Source organism: Legionella antarctica, assembly GCF_011764505.1.
Taxonomy (GTDB): domain Bacteria; phylum Pseudomonadota; class Gammaproteobacteria; order Legionellales; family Legionellaceae; genus Legionella; species Legionella antarctica.
The window spans coordinates 1,989,743-2,008,697 of record NZ_AP022839.1 but is presented as its reverse complement, the minus strand read 5'-3'; the positions used below and the strand labels follow the sequence as shown (position 1 = coordinate 2,008,697).

Here is an 18,955-nt window from a genome sequence, read left to right as displayed (position 1 = left end):
ATAATAGTTTAGGAATCAAATTATTGCGCGTTTTATTTTAATCCTGCTTTCCTGAATTCAGCCTCTTGCAAGCGGATGGCGAAATCCTCATCAGACTCTCCCTTATCTGCTTTAGCTATATCAATTGAATTAACAGATATTCTATTTTCTACCTGAGCAAATAGTCCATTCTTATTTACAGTATTAATCAGATTTGTCAGTGTTTCCTTATACAATCTCGCTTTTTCCGGCTCGGTCTGAGAACTTGATGTCGTATCAATAATCTGTAATTCACTAGCGGTCAACTCATAAGTGATAGTTACTTCTTCCGGATAAATCTCATCATGTTTCACTAGATCTCCGAAAAGAGACTCTGGTAACTGATTGTAAGAGAGTTGCTTTCTCAGCGCTTCAATCAAAATATTTTTATGGGTTTGTGTTTGATAGTATTCATTTACTCTTTTTCTGTAGGCATTAACTACTCGCGTACCACAATCGTAGTTATTAAATTGCTCCCCGCATGTTTCGAGAGTCAATTTAATATTTTGCCCAGTCAGCTTGAATAGAAATACGGTACTTTGCTCTAGTATGTCCTTTTGTCGAAAAGATAATTCTTCGAAAATGGGCTGTGAGTCTTGCACAGACCATGCCCCCCCTTTTTTAGACAAATAACACCAATGTCCATCATGATTAATGGGTAAAAATATCTCGTGCTCATCATTAATGTCTTTATCTAGCAAAGCCTGTATACGTTCTTCCTGCGTTGATGATCTTTCAGTAAGAGAAAATGGTTCTGAAAGCAATACATGCTCAGATTTAAAATTAGGATCAGTTAAAAGATCGCTCATATCCTTTAGGGTTAGCAAACTACAAGAAAAAACGGTTCCGGTTTTCAGGTATTGATCACCGACACATAAATAAGCGTTATCATGGATGGAACGTAAATTTAACTGCTCTTGCTCAAGTATTGTTTCAAATTTATGTTTCCACTGTAGTGCTTCGCTATTCCAATAAGCCCATTGTTCTGGTTCTAAAATTTGAAGTAATGAAAAGTGGTTCACTAACTCACCAAGAAGCCGACTTGCATCGATTCCTCTATAGTGGACCCCAAAAATGAGACAGTGGTGTAAAATAGAAACCATTGTTAAACGGGGTACCAAGTGGCTAAAAAAAAATTTACATCCGCTGCCAGCCAAGGAAGCGAGGAACGAGCGAGGCTGGTAGTCCCTGGTAGCCTTAGAGCCGGATGTTTTGCCGCAGGCAAAATATAAGGCATCCGAAAAGGCGTCAGTCATTGGGGTAGCGTTGTTTTTGAACCCCGAATGGGGTGAAAAAACAAGCGGACACAGGACGGCCAGGGCCGCCGGAGGCATACTTGTCGCGTTTGCGAGTCGATTTCAGCCATGGATGGCTAAAATCAATCACGAGCTTAGCGACACTATCGTGACTTCAAAGCAAAGGTAGCAATTGAGGCATTAAAAAGTCACAAGACGACCAATGAATTGGCATCTGAATTTGAGGTGCATGCAACACAAATCAATCTGTGGAAAAAACAATTACTGGATGGAAGCAAGCAATTGTTTAGCGGCAAGCATGACAAAGACATGGACTCCATCATACAAGAACGAGATCGATTATACACGCAAATAGGCCAGCTAGCGGTTGAGTTAGACTGGCTTAAAAAAAAGACCGGTCATCTAAGTTGAGCGTGCGGGAGAAGCGAGCCATGATTGATGTCAATCACCCTACACTCAGCATCGTACGCCAATGTGCATTGGTTAATTTGTCACGCGCTAGCTACTATCGCACTGCTGGCGAAGGAATATGTACCGAGAGCCCAGAGAATCTGGCTTTGATGGTCTTGATTGATGAGGAATACATGCGCCATCCTTTCTATGGAAGCAGAAAGATGCGTTCTTATTTACGTCGCCTTGGCCATGACGTTAACCGTAAGAGAGTGCAGCGTTTGATGCGGATCATGGGTCTGGTTTCAGTGGCACCAAAGCCGAATACGAGTAAAAAGAACAAGGAACAAAAGGTTTATCCCTACTTGCTACGTGGTTTAGTGATTGATCGACCCAATCAGGTTTGGTGCACCGATATTACCTACGTTAGGATGCAAGGAGGCTTTGTATATTTGGTGGCAATAATGGACTGGTATAGCCGCAAGGTGCTCTCTTGGAAGGTATCAAACAGCATGGATGATGACTTTTGTGTAAGCGCGTTGGAGAGCGCCATCAGGCTCCACGGCAGGCCTGATATTTTTAATACGGATCAAGGCTCCCAGTTTACCAGTAAGGCGTTTACCGATGTTTTAAAAGACCATGACATCAAAATTAGCATGGACGGGAAAGGTCGATGGATGGATAATGTGTTCATTGAACGGCTATGGCGTTCAGTCAAATATGAAGATATTTACATAAAAGAATACGGAACAGTTTTAGCACTACGAAATGGTTTAAGGGTGTATTTCAAGTTTTATAACGACGAAAGACCTCATCAATCATTTGGAATATACACGCCGTCAGAGGTTTATGCTGGCCTATATGAGGCTGCAGCGTAATGGAATGCCTGTGGATATGTGGACGCGTCCTGCGGATCAGCCATCGCCCTTCGGGACATGTGGACAAGCCATGGATAACAAAAAGACGTTATCCACCGCTTGACCACACTCGATGGCTTCGCGCCCACATACCCACAGGCTCAATAACAGGTGTTTCATTAACTGCTATTGTGGTTGACTCGTGTGCTACGCACCCTCGTCAACGAAAGAAAGTAGAATTAAAGTTATATCTTAAATTAAACGGATCGCTGTCTTGACAATGGGGTCCACTGTACTCTTAGCGATCCAATATTGTAGAGGTGCATATCATTTTCGATACAAAAATCAATAATATTTTCTTTTAAAGGCAACCAAAGCGTTTTATTTTGCTCATCTAAATAATCAGTTAATTTATCGTATTCATCACGTAATAATTTTTTATTGGAAATTGATAATGTCATTTAGTAACTCTGGAAAGATCTCTACATACATCATTATAACCTATTCATATTAAGGAACTATGAACATTGTCTTAAATCTTTAAACCACGAATTGCCTCAAATTACCTGTTGCCGAAGGAAGTACTAACTAAGTATGTAAATTGCATCGTTGCCTCATTATTGCTGTTGCCGAAGGGAGAATCAAAATGGGAGCAGTTTGCATGGATTTATATTTAAAAACACAGCGTTGTCGTTATCGTCGTGGTAATCGTGCGGTGAAAAAACGTCTATTGGATGAGTTTTGCGAAACCCATGGTTATCATCGTAAAGCAGCAGCGCGGTTACTAAGACAGGCGCCCATTTCAGATAAAAAACCTAAAAAACCAGGTAAAAAGAAAACTTATAATCCTGATGTCTTATTGGAGCCGCTTAAAAAGATATGGCTTGCTACAGATCAGATGTGTGGTAAGCGCTTAAACAGGGCACTGCCTTTGTGGTTACCACATTATGAGAAGCATCATGAGACCTTACCGGAAGATGTATCGACTCAACTACTATCAATGAGTGCTGCTACTATTGATCGCTTACTAAAACCCATTAAAATTCGATATGGGAAAGGTTTAAGTGGAACTAAACCCGGGAGCCTTCTAAGGAAAAAAATTCCGATTAGTACAAATCAGTGGGACTCCAAACAAGTTGATTTTATGGAGGCAGATACTGTCGCACACTGTGGTACTTCACTGATGGGTGATTTTGTCTGGTCAATTACGTTAACGGATATTTTCAGCGGTTGGACAGAGATGCGTGCAGCTTGGAACAAAGGAGCGACTGGGATCATCATGGTAGGGATTCAAGATATAGAAGCCCATTTACCTTTTGAAATAAAAGGTTTTGATTGTGATAACGGCTCAGAGTTTCTCAATTGGCATCTTGTTCGTTATTTTACTGAGCGCCCAGAAAAACTACGGTCGATTCAATTTACACGCTCAAGACCTTATCATAGTAACGATAATGCACATGTTGAACAAAAAAACTGGACTCACGTACGGCAAGTCTTTGGTTATCATCGCTTTGATAATCCTAAGTTAGTCAAACTGATGAATGATTTATATGCTAATGAAATATCTCATCTTTTTAATTTTTTCTACCCTTGTATTAAACTCGTTGATAAAGTACGTATTGAATCAAACATTAAGAAAAAATACGACAAAGCGCAAACTCCCTATCAACGATTAATGACATCAAGCGACCTTACTTTAGAGCAGAAAAAAACGCTGCAGGATAAATTTATTACACTTGACCCATTCGATTTACAAAAAACCATCCAAAAGAAGCTAAAATTACTATTTAAGCTAGTGAATGTTCAAAATACAAAACAGAGAAAGGCCATTTAATGAAAAACTTGGAAGAAAGTAAAAATAAAGCCTGTGGAAATGATGGACGAGTCCTTCGGATCAGCCTGTGCCCTACGGGACGTATGAACAAAGCTATGGATAACGAAAATACGTTACCCACAGCTGTTGTTCACTCTCACAGGCTTCTCGCCCACATACCCACCAGGCTCAATAACAAATATTTTTTAACTGGAATAAAATCTTTCAAAAGCAACACCTATTCTGAGGCAACGACTCAGTACTTTTTTTGTCCTTCGGCAACACCTTTCATTGAGGCATCAGGTACTATCTTAGAGGATAACTTTTTGCGACAGAACCCTTAAGTATGCATTTTTGTTTTTTTTTTGCTCATCGCTTACCCTTGATTGGAAGTAACAAAAAACAGGAGGTTTTTATGATTAATGATTTTGGTTCTTTTTTCAACCCCGTTCTTTCTTGCAAGTGACATGCAACTCAATGGATTTAAGGTGATTTTTTGTGGTGTTCGTCTTTAGTGCTCGATAAAAACCATTGCTGTTTTTCCTTCGACAGAACCTCATAATGAAAATTAAAAATTATACCACACCATATAAGTCATTTTGAAATCAAAAAACTATACTTAGTTAGTACTTCCTTCGGCAACAGGTAATTTGAGGCAATTCGGGATAATTCATGAGATAAATATTATTTGATCATTAAGCTCTTTTATAGTACAATATGGCTTTTTGTATGCATGGTGATAAAGTGAACAAATTGACTAAAGAGAATTTTATTAATAAATTTCAAGAAATGCTTGAAAAATATTATCTACAACCTCTTGATGGCACTCTCAAAAAAGATTTAAAAAATGGTTTTATTGAGCGAAGTATTCATGGTGCGCAGCATGCAAGCCGAGCGACTTTGTGGGCACTAATTATGAATAAGCATCTGCAAAAACTGCTGCCCGAGTATGTTAATTCATCACAAGAAAAAATAGCAAACCATATTGGAGTCAATGTAGACGAAGTAGAATTGCTCATTCTAATGACTATGGGCTGTCATGATGCAGCTCGAAAGGGAGAAGGTCATGATGACTGGGAGTCTGAAAGTGCGAAGATAGGACTTAATATTTTAAAAGAATTAGGACTGCAGAATGACCATGCTCTGCTCTTTTCAGGAGCAGTTCAATTCAAAGATAATCCTGATGAATACTATAGTGGACCCCAAAAATGAGACAGTGGTGTAAAATAGAAACCATTGTTAAACGGGGTACCAAGTGGCTAAAAAAAAATTTACATCTGACTTCAAAGCAAAGGTAGCAATTGAGGCATTAAAAAGTCACAAGACGACCAATGAATTGGCATCTGAATTTGAGGTGCATGCAACACAAATCAATCTGTGGAAAAAACAATTACTGGATGGAAGCAAGCAATTGTTTAGCGGCAAGCATGACAAAGACATGGACTCCATCATACAAGAACGAGATCGATTATACACGCAAATAGGCCAGCTAGCGGTTGAGTTAGACTGGCTTAAAAAAAAGACCGGTCATCTAAGTTGAGCGTGCGGGAGAAGCGAGCCATGATTGATGTCAATCACCCTACACTCAGCATCGTACGCCAATGTGCATTGGTTAATTTGTCACGCGCTAGCTACTATCGCACTGCTGGCGAAGGAATATGTACCGAGAGCCCAGAGAATCTGGCTTTGATGGTCTTGATTGATGAGGAATACATGCGCCATCCTTTCTATGGAAGCAGAAAGATGCGTTCTTATTTACGTCGCCTTGGCCATGACGTTAACCGTAAGTGTCAATCAGCATCCAATTTTGACCCTCAAACCGCATCCAAAATTGACCCTCAAAAACATATCACATTGATTATTTACTTTACTGTTTTAGCTTCGATTTTTAAAGCGATAACTTTCATTTCCAGTCTCAACAATAGAGCAATGATGAGTCAATCTGTCCAGCATGGCTGCGGTCATTTTTGTATCACAAAACACCTTTGGCCATTCACCAAAATTTAAGTTTGTTGTAATGATTAATGATGTTTTTTCATATAATTTGCTAACTAAATGAAACAACAGAGCTCCGCCCGCTTCAGAAAATGGTAAATATCCAAGCTCATCCAGGACAATAGCATCAAAATTTTGCAGGCGATTAGCTAGCCGTCCTGTATTAACTTGTTTTTTTTCTTGTTCTAATTTGTTGACCAGATCAACAACATTATAAAAACAAGCCCGCTTTCCTTGCTTAATTAAATTAGTTGCTATAGCAATAGCTAAGTGCGTTTTACCAGAGCCCGTGCCACCCACAAAAATAATATTGCGCCCAGCATCAACAAAGCTCCCTGCGTGCAATAAACTTATTTCTTCTTCATTAACAGGATGTTGCGTAAAATCAAATTGGCTTAAATTACGATTGACCGGGAATTTTGCGACACTCAGTTGATAATTAATAGCACGCGTTTTGCGTGTTATTTGTTCTGCTTCTAATAGCATAGATAACCACTCATAATGAGTTAGTTTCACCAAAGGCTTCGACTCTTCATAGGCTAGCAACCTATCTAACATGCCTTGTAATTTTAATATCTTAAGCAACTCAGATAATTTAGTGAATGGCATGATTTGCTCCCGTTAAGAGTAAATTATATTTATGACAATTACTTGTGGGTTCTTCCTTTAAGATTAATCCAGCGGGCATTGTCGTTGCTTGAGGAAGTGCTGTAGGCCGTAATCGATGCAACGCATTAAGAATATAATCACGGCTAACCACCTGCTCTGTTAGCGCTAATTCACAGGCTACACTCACCGCCTCAATGCCATGCTCACTCATTGCCAACAGCACCTCAACGCATTCTCTGTCACCACCACGGCGCTTCATGAGAATGCTTTTGATTTTTAAAATGGCTGGTGGTAATTGCCAGTCTTTGAATGGAGCACCATTGCGTAATGCCCCTGGCTTGCGCTCCAGTAAAGGTAAATAATGCCATGGATTAAACAGTGTTTTATTGCGGCCAAAGGTGCGTTGGTGGCAACCGATGGACTCATTACCTGAAAATACCTCTATAGTTAATGCGTATATCCTGAGCGTCACCATCTGGTTGGCATAGGCACAATCAACGCTATAACGATTTCTATCGCAATGAATCAAGCAGGTTGAATGTACTAGAGTTGAAACTTCTTTATACCCATCAAATGGATGATTTAACGCTCTAAAATGAGTTCTTTCTTCTTGAAATACAGCGTCAACAGTTAGTTCTTGTTGTTCTGGGTGATGCCTTTTCTCGGCCAATAATTGGCATTGCTGCTGAAGATGTTCATTTAATAACGACAAGGTTTCATATTTAAGACGTGGTTTAAATACCCAGTCACGTACATTATCAACTTGATTTTCAATCTGCCCCTTTTCCCATCCGGCTGCGGGATTGCAGGCTGTAGGTTCAATTAAGTAATGATCCATTAATGCCAAAAATCGCCGGTTAAAAGCACGCTCCTTACCCTTGAAAACACTATCTACCGCCGTTTTCATGTTGTCATAAATACCTCTTAGCGTTAAGCCACCAAAAAATTTGAAGGCTAAATTATGCGCATCAAATAACATTTCTTGAGTTTCTCGAGGATATGCTACAAGAAAAAATTTACGGCTGTAGCTTAAACGAAATTGAGCTACTTTGATTTTTTGAACAACGCCTGCAAGCTCTACAGTTTCTTCACTCCAATCAAACTGATAGGCCTCTCCGGGATGATAGTATTGTGGAATATAGGCTTTTAATGACTCTCGACTCGTACAGCGCCATACTTTAACAAAACGCTGGACACTATCATAAGAACCGCAATAGCCACTTTCTTTTAGTTGAGTGTAGTACTTCATTGCACTACGGCGTTCCTTTTTCGATAACTTGTGGTCGTTGTTCAACCATGATACCAACGTCTCTTTGAAGATATTCAGTGCAGGTAGTGGTTGAATGGAGCGTTGATAATTTTTCCCAGACTTTTCTGCTCGGATTACCCGTCTAACTGTATTACGCGATAATCCTGTTGTGCGAACAATTTCCGCAATAGTTAATTTTTGCACATGAAACATGCGCCTAATTTTTGCTTCTGTTTCCATGATCAACATCCTCTAATTCCCTCTAGATTATTAAAATCTAGAGTACACGTTTTACTCGATTTTAGAGGGTCAAAATTGGATGCTGATTTACCCTAAAAGGGGGTCATTTTTGCATGCTGATTTACACCGTAAGAGAGTGCAGCGTTTGATGCGGATCATGGGTCTGGTTTCAGTGGCACCAAAGCCGAATACGAGTAAAAAGAACAAGGAACAAAAGGTTTATCCCTACTTGCTACGTGGTTTAGTGATTGATCGACCCAATCAGGTTTGGTGCACCGATATTACCTACGTTAGGATGCAAGGAGGCTTTGTATATTTGGTGGCAATAATGGACTGGTATAGCCGCAAGGTGCTCTCTTGGAAGGTATCAAACAGCATGGATGATGACTTTTGTGTAAGCGCGTTGGAGAGCGCCATCAGGCTCCACGGCAGGCCTGATATTTTTAATACGGATCAAGGCTCCCAGTTTACCAGTAAGGCGTTTACCGATGTTTTAAAAGACCATGACATCAAAATTAGCATGGACGGGAAAGGTCGATGGATGGATAATGTGTTCATTGAACGGCTATGGCGTTCAGTCAAATATGAAGATATTTACATAAAAGAATACGGAACAGTTTTAGCACTACGAAATGGTTTAAGGGTGTATTTCAAGTTTTATAACGACGAAAGACCTCATCAATCATTTGGAATATACACGCCGTCAGAGGTTTATGCTGGCCTATATGAGGCTGCAGCGTAATGGAATGCCTGTGGATATGTGGACGCGTCCTGCGGATCAGCCATCGCCCTTCGGGACATGTGGACAAGCCATGGATAACAAAAAGACGTTATCCACCGCTTGACCACACTCGATGGCTTCGCGCCCACATACCCACAGGCTCAATAACAGGTGTTTCATTAACTGCTATTGTGGTTGACTCGTGTGCTACGCACCCTCGTCAACGAAAGAAAGTAGAATTAAAGTTATATCTTAAATTAAACGGATCGCTGTCTTGACAATGGGGTCCACTGTACACTATGAAGAAAGTTTTGAAATACAAACGTTACGATATATAAAACTCTCAATGGAAACGAAAACCTTATGAAGTGTTTAGTGAACCTATTTTCTCCCGATGCTCAGCTCAATTTTGAAGAATGGACTCATGCCAAAAATTATTCGGCTTCTGTGGCTGAAATTGCAAAGCTTTGGCAAACAAAAAAACTTGGGTTTCATATTGAAATTCTCAATCCAAAATCTTTCTCTTGTCCCTATCACAAACACCAGGAAGAAGAAGAGTTATTCATTATACTAAAGGGATCCGGAACAGTCAGGCAGGATGACGAATTTTACACAGTCAAAGAAGGAGACTTAGTTTTTTTCAAAACTGGCGTCGCTCACCAATTTTATAATCATACAGACTGTCCCATGTTATTTTTTGCTCTTTCAAACCAAGCTAATGAAGAGATCTGTACTTATCCAGATTCAGATAAAATGCTGAAGAAAGATGGGAAAAATCGAGTCATTACACAAAACGGTCTTGAGATCGATGATTATTGGAGAGACGAAGAAGATCCAACTACAAAATGGCCAAAGCATATAGTTCAAGACGAAACATTGAAATGAAACTTCGGGCACCAGTTTGGATGAAAATTATAGTGGCAAATAAAGAGGGTTCATTCGCAATTAATGTGGGTCGACTTTTGGCTAGTGGCAATTAAAGTGGGTCAAAGATGAATTATATTCGCATTTAATTTGGGTCAAATTAGAGCTCTGTTTGCAGGCCGAGTGGTTTATGATTGCGAGCGCTTACATATAGTGCTTTCCCAATTTTAGATAGTATATCGACGGAACGAATAATTAATATAAATATTGATCCCAACCAAGTTGAGTCTATAGACGAAATGTCGCTCCCCCCTGTTAATTTAGAACTGGGTGGAATGAGCGGCGCACCAATATTTGTTATTAAACAAGATACTATAGATACATGGGAATTATGTGGAGTGGTGACCAGAAGTATATTTGAGAATACTAATTTTGGAGGAACAATCATCAATAATGAATTATTTAATAGTCTGTCAATTTTATAAGGGAAGTCAATATTGATGGATCAATCGAAGTCGGATGTCCATTTATATAATTATGATGGGAGAAGAAAGGATTGAATATGAGTGTTTTAATATTATTAATAATCTTTACTTTTTTTGCTTTTATAAGGCATTTAAAAGAATTGAAAAAATATCATCAAGAACATCCTGAAGAAGCAAAAATTTATGAAGAAAAAAAGAAAATATTTCGTGAAAAAAGGAATGATTATTTTTATGGACTGGGTGTGTTAGTGGGAATAGGTGCAATATTTATAGGGATATTTAGTTCCATTATTATATTAGGTTTTCAAATACTTAAATATTTGAAAACTGGTAATTGGTCAAGTTTATCACTAATCGATATTATGAGATATTATGAGGTTGGCTGGGCTGAACAACCCCATGATTGGTTTGGATTATGGTATGCATTGAACTCAATACATATTTCAATAATTATCTTTCTCATTTGTACTCTAATTGTTATTGGATTAATAACTTTAAAAAATCTTAGAGAAAAATAAGTTAGAGCATTCATGGTTTGGAATTAGGGGTCAAGTCTTTGAAAATCCAAAAAAAGCCTCTGATTTAGAGGTGAAACAAGGAGCTGAAATATTCTCAACAGTAATGGATAAATTAAGTAAACAGTATGGTTATACTAAGGTCGTGGCAGCGTTTCAACAACCTTTCTCTAAAGAGAATATTAAAAATAATGCTGCATTTGTTATATTGCTCTATCAAGAAAATCTTAACCACACTGATGATGAAATTGGTTCCGTTGTTAAATATCTATATTCTAAAAATAATTGATTAAGGACCTAATTCAGGGCCAATAAGCACCAAATAACGCTGTTATTTACGCAACTGAATAATCCGCAGCAAAATGCTTATGTTTAGCGATACAACCGGACTGGAAGGTATAACAGGCTAGCCAATATTTATTCACTAGGATTGATGAAGTACAAGAGTATGCTACTCGATGGATTTGGCCTTATAACAATGAAAGACCCAATATGGCCATCGGAGATACCACGAAGGCACAAATTAGCTTTAGTGGCTGCTAACCCCCTACTTTTGGTGGTAGTTAAAAAATGCAATGGGGATTACCCCCTCTTATCGATATTGATACCATAATTAATTACATTAGCAGATAAATATCCCAAGGAGGGCAGTAGGCTACCAGTGATATCACTCCAGCAATTGCTATAATTGGATGAGTAATAATTAAAAGGGTAGGTGTTCGTTTGTGTCTTAACTTAAAACCGTGTAGACCTAATCCGCCGAATACTGCCAAGGTCAATCACATTGAACCCAACCAGAAGGAATTTGCTCACCGGCTTTAATGTATTTTCTTTGTAAGCGCCAAAGCAACCCCATCTACACAGGACAAGTGAATTAACTCAAACTCCTTTAAATTACAAACAAAGGAGACATGAGTATGAGTTCAAATCGACAGGCCTATTGGTCAGAGCAAAACAGCCTCTGGGAATCAAGTGGATTAGCGCAACCAAAATTTTGTGAACAACAAGGTCTGGTATATAAGCAATTTGTTTATTGGCGCGGAAGACTTAATAAAAAGATCTCCGGGAACGCTGAGCCGAAGCTGTTGAAGGTATCAACGACCCCAGCACGTGAACTATCCCAAGTTAAAGCTGCGCCGACATCCTGTCTGGAAGTTATCCTACCTACGGGTATTAAATTGCACATTAAAACTGAAGCAGACATCAGCAAAGCCAGTGCGCTTATCCAGCTATTAGGCGATGCACGATGATATCATTTGACCAGCAGCAGATTTATTTATACAGCCAGCCCATAGATATGCGCAAATCAATTAACGGCTTGAGTTATATTATTAGTGACCTATCGAGCCATATAGTACAAGATGGTTCACTGACTCTATTCTATAATCGGGCTCGTGATAAAGTCAGCAGTTCCCGTAACCTACTCAACAGTGCGCCAGTACTGCATCCCAACTATTTTATTTCGTAAACTTTTTTGCTATTTTATCTTTAATTTAAAACTGAATGATAGAATGTCCAAAGATGTTACCAATAAGAAAATTTTTGTCTGCAGTTGGGTTGATCACTGTAGTTCGTAAAGAGTTTCAGAAAATCAAATCTCCCCGTGATGCTGCGCCAGGGAAAAATGTTATTTCGTTGACGGATTGTTTGATGTCTGCCTTTGCGATGTTTAATCTCAAGTACCCTTCATTACTCCAATTTGATAGGAGTCACCGACTGGATCCCCAAGTTCAACATAATTTAGGAACTCTTTATGGCATTGAACAGATCCCTAGTGATACGTACATGCGCGAGCGATTGGATGAAGGAGCCCCATCTACTCTGCGTAAAGTCTATAAGCGGTTATTTGCCTTTCTTCAAAGAGGGAAATCCCTGGAATCTTATCGTTACCTAAACGGTCGTTATTTACTGGCTGGGGATGGAACTGGATTTTTTGCATCCAATGTAATTCATTGCGACCAATGTTGTATTAAGCATGATCACAAATTATCTGTAGTTTTAACCACAAAGCAATCTATTACCGACCTATCTCTGAAAGCACGTAGTTATATTTTAGCTAATCCACTACGAACATATTTTGCATTATGGTATATAGATGACCACAAAAAAATTACTTTGATTCCAATTAAAGATATCGATAGTTTGCCTACATTGCTGCATGATAAAAAAATGTATAAGGAATTATCAAAAGAAGTTAAGGCGGAAATAGAGCTGGCCATCAAATCCTATCATTATGCTCGATTTCCTGACGAGAAGGTCTCGTATTACCACAATATGTATTGCGCAGCCATAGTTCACCCGGATAAAAAAGTGGTTATTCCATTTGTACCAGAACTTATCATGAAAGAAGATGGCGATACTAAAAACGACTGTGAACGCAACGCTTCCAAACGGTTATATAGGGATTTGAAACGAGAACACCCACACTTAAAAGTCATTGTCGTTGAAGACAGCTTGGCTTCAAATTACCCTCACCTCAATGAGCTTAAAAACCTGGATATGCAGTTCATAACGGGTGCTAAAGAAGGGGATCACAAAGCACTATTTAAATGGCTCAACGAACATGAGTGTATTACTTATGAGCACAAAACAGAAGACGGGGTGACGCACAGTTACCGTTATATTAATGGCGCACCACTCAATACAAGCCATTATGATTTTAAAGTAAATTTCATGGAGTACTGGGAAACAAATAAAAAGGGTGGCAAGCAACATTTTAGCTGGGTCACTGACATAACGATTACCAATAACAATGCTTATGACATTATGCGAGGAGGACGTGCGAACTGGAAAATAGAAAATCCCATATTTAATACACTCAAAAACCTAAACTACCACTTTGGTCATAATTTTGGACATGGATATAAAAATCTCTCGACCATGCTAGCCTTATTGATGATGCTCGCTTTCTTTGTTGATCAGGTTCAGGAGCTTTGTTGTAATATGTTCCAAAAAGCACTAAAAATGCGCCAATCAAAAATTGGTCTCTGGGATAAAATGAAACGCCTATTCAGTGAATATTTTGTTGATAATTGGAATGATTTATTTAACGCAATTATTCATGGGCAGGAGAAAATCAAACTTAATCCCATTAATACCTCATAGCATCTTATTTTTGAACACGGCTATTGTTTTGGTTTTAAATGAGTTTTTGAGTTTTGATAACGATTAGTGCTTGTTTTGCAATCAGATGATTTGTGAATTGCTTGTTGCTGCCCATGAGGAATAGATAGGGAATATTCTATTACCTATCGGTGGGGAGAAACTGGTAGCGGGAACCGCTGTGATAAAGTGAAGTTGCTGTACTGGGACAAGAATGGCTTTGTCCTGATTTATAAACGTCTGGAAAAAGGCCGGTTTAAAATCATAAAATATGATGAAAATATGGATGTTGCAACACTTGATAACAAGCAATTAAGTTGGTTATTGGCAGGCCTTGATTATGACCTGATGGCTCAGAATAAAGCCCTTGATTACAGTGGTTTTTATTAATGAAACGTGTTGGTTTTATTGGGTCAAATGATGGTTTGGCCACTGGTTTTTTGGTATAATAAGCCCATGAAAAAGACCAATTACATCACTCAAAAAGACTCCAAAACCATGGAACAAATGGTGGCTGATTTACAGCTGAAATTGGTCGAGTCCGAGAAAAAACACCAAGAACATATTCAATCAAAAGACATTATTATTTCTGCGCTGCACCATCAGCTCTTTGTATTAAAAAACGCTAAATTTGGCCGAAAAAGCGAGAAGCTTGAAGAAGACAAACAGCTGGATTTAGGCTTTGATGAAGCAGAACTGTTGAGCTCACAAGATGTTACATCTGAAGAAGTTATTGAAACCAAAACCATTACGATTAAAAAGAAAAAACCTGGCCGCAAGCCACTCCCCTCAAACATGCCTTATATCGAGCACATTCATGACATCAATGATGCAGACAAACACTGTGCTTGCGGTTGTGCCTTAACACACATTGGCAATGAAACCAGTGAGCAACTTGATGTATTGCCTCAAGTCACTTATCGCGTGATTCACATCAGAAGTGTCATGGGCCACGATTACTAGCCCACTAAAGGTCGGGTTTGGCCACGATTAATGGCCCACTCCATGGCCATCTCTGAGTCCCACTTTGAGTAGCAAATAAACAGTGTTAGTTTGGTCATTACCAATAACTAACGGATTTGTTATGAGATGAGGATTAAAACAATGGCAGAAATTAGAGAGGTGCTATATCAGCACAAAAAAGGGATGACTCAACGCAATATTGAAAAGTCTCTAAGCGTTTCACGAATGAGCATACGCAAGTACGTTTCAATGGCCAAGGATTTGGGTTATCAGGAGGATATTTCCAATGATGAGCTCGAAGTTATCGCTTTGCAGATACATAATAAAATCGTTAATACTACAGCCAACAACAGACCCAATAAATCAGAAAAAGAACTTGAGGCGCATCACGAAAAAATAGCATCACTCCTCACTGAGAAGTGGATTACCCATATGCAGATACACCGAATTTTAAGCGATAATGGTCTTGTTAGCAGTCGAAGAAGTCTTAGTCGTTATATTGAACGTCATTTCCCCTCGTTGCCTAAGGCTACGGTACATTTGTTAACAAAGCCTGGGCATGAAGCACAAGTTGACTATGCGTTTGTTGGGTTTATCAATAATAAAAAAACATACGCTTTTATTATGACGTTATCACATAGTCGGTATCGATATGTTGAGTTTGTACATTCTCAAAATCAGCAATCATGGGCGCAAAGCCATATCAATGCCTTTCATTTTTTTGGAGGCGTGCCCAACTGCATTCTTTTAGACAATTTGAAATCGGGAATTATTAAAGCACATATTTATGATCCAACGGTCAATGAAACCTATGCAGAGTTATCTCGCTTTTATGACTTTATAGCCGATCCGGCGAAGGCTCGAACGCCCGAGCACAAGGGGAAGGTTGAGCGTAGTGTTCAATTGGTAAAAGAACAGGTTATCGCGGGGATAACCTATGATGATTTGGCCTCGATGAACGCCTTTGCACGTGATTGGTGCGCTAATAAGGTATCGCACGTCATCTGCAGTACCACTGGTGAAAAGCCAATTGACGTATTTAAAAATGAAGAATTTAATTTATTAAACCCACTGCCAGCAGGCGCTTTTGATATGCCCATTTGGATGGATGCTCAAGTTCATCGTGACCATCATTTTGTTGTTGCTGGTAATTTTTATTCTGTGCCAACGATACATATCGGGACAAAGGTTAAAATTAGAGTTGGCTTGAAGACCGTTCAGGCCTATGTGAATCATGCTTTGATTAAGACCCATATTCGTAACTACGGGCGTGGACAGTGGGAAACGGATCCCAATGACTACCATAATTCTGCAAAGTATTACTTAGAAAATACTGCTGGCGTTTGTATTGAAGCGGCCAAAGCAATTGGTCAGGCAACGGAGGAAATGGTCACAAAGGTACTGGCTGAAGGCTCTAGAACGAGCTTAAGAAAAGCCCAGGCTATCATCCGCTTGGTTGAGGAATACGGTAATGAGCGCCTTGAAAATGCATGTTTACGCGCGATTTTATTTGATAATTATACTCATCAATCATTGAAAAAAATCCTCACGGAAGGCCTGGATAAAAAAGACACGAGAACATTCTCCACTAAGCGCTCGGCCAATCATGAGAACTTTGCCTATATTCGCGCAGCAAGTGATTACAGCTCAACGATGGAGGCTCATTATGAGTGATATCAATATGTTAGAGCTTGCAAAAAAACTACGTTTGACAGGGATCCCAGACACACTGCTAGCAAGAGTAGAACAGGCTCGCGCAGCGTCCCTCTCTTATGAAGAGTTGCTCTCAATGTTGTTTCAGGATGAGGATGAGGCTCGTCAACAAAAATTGCTTGCTGGGCGTGTAAGGCAAGCTCGATTTGAGGAGCCTCAGTGTTTTGAAAATTTTGAACTGGCTCGATATTCAACACAAGTCACACAAGCCATCCGCACCCTGATGACAGGGAAGTTTATCAAAGAAAAAAACCATGTCATCATCATGGGACCTGTTGGCACCGGAAAGACTCACCTGGCTCAAGCCCTGGGTCTAATGGCATGTCAACGACATAAAAAAGTCTGCTTTATAAGAGCGAATGAACTGTTAAATCAGTTCCACCAAGCAAGAGCGGATGAAACATGGACTGCGCTTTTTAAACGTTACTCACGATACGATGTGCTTATTTTAGATGACTTCGGGCTGAAAGCATTATCGCCAGAACAGTCCACTGATCTGTATGATTTAATAGCAGCTATCCATGTAAACTCTATGCTAATTATAACTACTAACCGTAAAATAGAAGGATGGATGGAGCTATTTTATGATCCGGTTATGGCAAACGCAGCATTAGATCGTATCGTAAATAAAGCTTATCGAATTGTTCTTGATGGGGAGTCATACAGGAAAAAATTTATACCGAAATTTAATTTAGTAGATGACAAGTGAGTTAAAAAAATTTACCCTAAGTGGGCTACTTTGAGTGGCCAGAGGGTGGGCTAGTAATCGTGACCCATGACAAGAAGAAAATACGCCTGCAAGTCATGCGAAGATACTATTAAAACAGCCAAGCCACCTAAACAACCTTTTCCAAAGAGCATTGCCACGGCAGGTCTTGTGGCAGCGGTCATTGATGCTAAGTTCAACCGTCATTTACCTCTATATCGCCAAGAGGATATGTTTAAAAGCATGGGCGCTGAGATTAGTCGTACTAATTTGGGTAACTGGGTGGTAAAAGCTGCCGAGCTGCTCAAGCCCATCGTTGATAAAATGGTGACACAAATACAAAGCTATGATGTAGCCTATGCTGATGAAACCGTACTTCAAGTCCTTAATGAACAAGGCAAGTTATCAACCAGCACCTCCTACATGTGGCTTTTTGGTGGGGGTCCACCAGATAAGCGCTGTTTTGTTTATCAATATCATTCGAGTCGCCAAGATGCGATTGCCAAGCAGTTCTTTGATTCGTTTGAAGGCTATCTTCATGCCGATTGCTACAGTGCTTATGTAAATCTTGATAAGTCGCGCATTAAGCATGTTGCTTGTATGGCGCATGCCAGACGTTACTTTGTTGATATTGTCAAAGCCACTAAAAACAAACCCGGTATTGCTAAATCAGCGGTTGAGTGGTTCGCGAAACTTTATGCTATTGAAAAGCGCTTAAAAGAAGACAAGGCAACAAATGAGCAAGTTAAACAGGCACGAATGACTGAAGCCAAGCCGATTTTAAGTGAGTTCAAGCAGTGGTTGTTAACACAACAAAAAACCACCTTGCCAAAGTCGCCACTCGGAAAAGCACTTTTTTATTCAATAAAGCACTGGGATAGTCTCACGCAATACATTAATGATGGTCGGCTTGAAATAGATAATAATCGTTCTGAACGCGCCATCAAACCCTTTGTGATCGGGCGGAAAAATTGGTTGTTTAATACATCAACTAAAGGTGCTGATGCTTCGAGTATTCTCTTTTCTCTAGTGCAAACATGCAAAGAGCATAGCGTGGATGTCTTTGCTTACTTTAAATTCGCGCTTGAGAGTGTCGCCAAATGTAATAATGAGCATGATATTCAACTCTTATTGCCCTACAACGTCAACCCAGAGTTACTCAAGGATCAAAGAATCATTCCTGTTTTACAGTATGAAGACAAGTAGGTCTTTGGTTTGGCGCTTACTTTTCTTTTTTCACGAATTACATTGTGATTTTTATCAACTGGACAATAATAATTCCCTGTTTCTTCATCAGCACCAATGTTCAAGCTGGTTGGCGATTCTTTTTTCTTTTTTTTCAAATAGTCGTCATAATCCATAGCCGCATTTCCTCTTCTGTAATAACAATTATAGTTTAGGAATAAAATTGTGTTAGCCTTCTGAATTATTTAGGTATTCCTGACCTACCACTAACATT

Annotated in this window: 22 protein-coding genes and 3 pseudogenes; 20 read left to right on the top strand and 5 right to left on the bottom strand. The window is 39.4% G+C overall.

Annotated elements, in window-relative coordinates; genetic code table 11:
- Positions 1-32: 32 nt before the first annotated feature.
- Positions 33-1,040 (bottom strand): hypothetical protein, encoded by a 1,008-nt coding sequence (locus HRS36_RS09620; RefSeq protein ID WP_226905443.1) that lies wholly within the window; start codon positions 1,038-1,040, stop codon positions 33-35.
- Between the two features lie 405 nt (positions 1,041-1,445).
- Here HRS36_RS09620 and HRS36_RS09615 point away from each other — a divergent pair.
- A protein-coding gene (locus HRS36_RS09615; protein WP_420814329.1) for an IS3 family transposase occupies positions 1,446-2,542 on the top strand; the annotation gives its coding sequence in 2 pieces (ribosomal slippage) (positions 1,446-1,682 and positions 1,685-2,542; 1,095 coding nt in all).
- Positions 2,543-2,778: 236 nt separating this feature from the next.
- Here the strand turns inward: HRS36_RS09615 and HRS36_RS09610 are convergent.
- A complete protein-coding gene (locus HRS36_RS09610) occupies positions 2,779-2,982 on the bottom strand; it encodes a hypothetical protein (RefSeq protein WP_173237138.1) in 204 nt (67 codons plus the stop codon).
- Positions 2,983-3,167: 185 nt separating this feature from the next.
- Here HRS36_RS09610 and HRS36_RS09605 point away from each other — a divergent pair, with 185 nt between their 5' ends.
- The 5 genes and pseudogenes from HRS36_RS09605 to HRS36_RS19050 form a co-directional block, all read left to right on the top strand.
- Positions 3,168-4,355, top strand: a complete 1,188-nt coding sequence (locus HRS36_RS09605) for an integrase (protein ID WP_173237137.1) — start codon at positions 3,168-3,170, stop codon at positions 4,353-4,355.
- Entirely contained in the window at positions 4,355-4,678 is a 324-nt protein-coding gene (locus HRS36_RS09600) for a hypothetical protein (protein ID WP_173237136.1), read from the top strand. Before HRS36_RS09605 ends, HRS36_RS09600 begins: the two co-directional genes overlap by 1 nt.
- Before the next feature lie 385 nt (positions 4,679-5,063).
- A complete protein-coding gene (locus HRS36_RS09595) occupies positions 5,064-5,546 on the top strand; it encodes a hypothetical protein (protein WP_173237135.1) in 483 nt (160 codons plus the stop codon).
- Between the two features lie 43 nt (positions 5,547-5,589).
- A complete protein-coding gene (locus tag HRS36_RS09590) occupies positions 5,590-5,874 on the top strand; it encodes a transposase (protein ID WP_173237134.1) in 285 nt (94 codons plus the stop codon).
- 20 nt (positions 5,875-5,894) lie between these two features.
- Positions 5,895-6,071, top strand: a pseudogene (locus HRS36_RS19050) (IS3 family transposase); the annotation flags it as partial.
- Between the two features lie 138 nt (positions 6,072-6,209).
- Here the strand turns inward: HRS36_RS19050 and istB (HRS36_RS09585) are convergent.
- A complete protein-coding gene (istB, locus tag HRS36_RS09585; RefSeq protein ID WP_173235816.1) occupies positions 6,210-6,938 on the bottom strand; it encodes an IS21-like element helper ATPase IstB in 729 nt (242 codons plus the stop codon).
- A complete protein-coding gene (gene istA / locus HRS36_RS09580) occupies positions 6,925-8,436 on the bottom strand; it encodes an IS21 family transposase (protein WP_197933184.1) in 1,512 nt (503 codons plus the stop codon). The genes istB (HRS36_RS09585) and istA (HRS36_RS09580) overlap by 14 nt, the downstream gene beginning before the upstream one ends.
- Positions 8,437-8,548: 112 nt before the next feature.
- Between istA (HRS36_RS09580) and HRS36_RS09575 the strand changes: the two are divergent.
- From HRS36_RS09575 to tnpC, 14 genes and pseudogenes are all read left to right on the top strand, one after another.
- A pseudogene (locus HRS36_RS09575) lies at positions 8,549-9,169 on the top strand (IS3 family transposase); the annotation flags it as partial.
- Positions 9,170-9,511: 342 nt separating this feature from the next.
- Complete coding sequence (locus tag HRS36_RS09570; RefSeq protein WP_173237132.1) at positions 9,512-10,033, top strand: cupin domain-containing protein; 522 nt, start codon at positions 9,512-9,514, stop codon at positions 10,031-10,033.
- A gap of 173 nt (positions 10,034-10,206) precedes the next feature.
- Complete coding sequence (locus tag HRS36_RS09565; protein WP_173237131.1) at positions 10,207-10,497, top strand: hypothetical protein; 291 nt, start codon at positions 10,207-10,209, stop codon at positions 10,495-10,497.
- Positions 10,498-10,574: 77 nt separating this feature from the next.
- The gene (locus HRS36_RS09560) at positions 10,575-11,015 is read left to right on the top strand and encodes a hypothetical protein (RefSeq protein WP_173237130.1); all 441 of its coding nucleotides are present in this window, start codon (positions 10,575-10,577) and stop codon (positions 11,013-11,015) included.
- A 70-nt stretch (positions 11,016-11,085) separates the two neighbouring features.
- Positions 11,086-11,301, top strand: a complete 216-nt coding sequence (locus HRS36_RS09555) for a hypothetical protein (protein WP_173237129.1) — start codon at positions 11,086-11,088, stop codon at positions 11,299-11,301.
- Between the two features lie 51 nt (positions 11,302-11,352).
- Positions 11,353-11,550, top strand: a pseudogene (locus HRS36_RS18680) (integrase core domain-containing protein); the annotation flags it as partial.
- Between the two features lie 379 nt (positions 11,551-11,929).
- Complete coding sequence (gene tnpA, locus HRS36_RS09550) at positions 11,930-12,262, top strand: IS66 family insertion sequence element accessory protein TnpA (RefSeq protein WP_173236269.1); 333 nt, start codon at positions 11,930-11,932, stop codon at positions 12,260-12,262.
- Entirely contained in the window at positions 12,259-12,480 is a 222-nt protein-coding gene (gene tnpB, locus HRS36_RS09545; protein WP_173237128.1) for an IS66 family insertion sequence element accessory protein TnpB, read from the top strand. The genes tnpA and tnpB (HRS36_RS09545) overlap by 4 nt, the downstream gene beginning before the upstream one ends.
- A gap of 53 nt (positions 12,481-12,533) precedes the next feature.
- Entirely contained in the window at positions 12,534-14,117 is a 1,584-nt protein-coding gene (locus HRS36_RS09540) for a hypothetical protein (protein ID WP_173235428.1), read from the top strand.
- A gap of 186 nt (positions 14,118-14,303) precedes the next feature.
- Positions 14,304-14,504, top strand: a complete 201-nt coding sequence (tnpB, locus tag HRS36_RS09535) for an IS66 family insertion sequence element accessory protein TnpB (RefSeq protein WP_173237127.1) — start codon at positions 14,304-14,306, stop codon at positions 14,502-14,504.
- A gap of 27 nt (positions 14,505-14,531) precedes the next feature.
- Complete coding sequence (locus HRS36_RS09530) at positions 14,532-15,077, top strand: IS66 family transposase (RefSeq protein WP_226905442.1); 546 nt, start codon at positions 14,532-14,534, stop codon at positions 15,075-15,077.
- Between the two features lie 126 nt (positions 15,078-15,203).
- The gene (gene istA, locus HRS36_RS09525; protein ID WP_173235442.1) at positions 15,204-16,751 is read left to right on the top strand and encodes an IS21 family transposase; all 1,548 of its coding nucleotides are present in this window, start codon (positions 15,204-15,206) and stop codon (positions 16,749-16,751) included.
- Complete coding sequence (gene istB, locus HRS36_RS09520; RefSeq protein WP_173235440.1) at positions 16,744-17,499, top strand: IS21-like element helper ATPase IstB; 756 nt, start codon at positions 16,744-16,746, stop codon at positions 17,497-17,499. Before istA (HRS36_RS09525) ends, istB (HRS36_RS09520) begins: the two co-directional genes overlap by 8 nt.
- A 66-nt stretch (positions 17,500-17,565) precedes the next feature.
- Positions 17,566-18,702 (top strand): IS66 family transposase, encoded by a 1,137-nt coding sequence (tnpC, locus tag HRS36_RS09515; RefSeq protein WP_226905441.1) that lies wholly within the window; start codon positions 17,566-17,568, stop codon positions 18,700-18,702.
- Here the strand turns inward: tnpC and HRS36_RS09510 are convergent.
- Positions 18,663-18,857, bottom strand: coding sequence for a hypothetical protein (locus tag HRS36_RS09510; protein ID WP_173237126.1), 195 nt, complete (start codon positions 18,855-18,857; stop codon positions 18,663-18,665). The genes tnpC and HRS36_RS09510 overlap by 40 nt on opposite strands.
- Positions 18,858-18,955 lie beyond the last annotated feature (98 nt).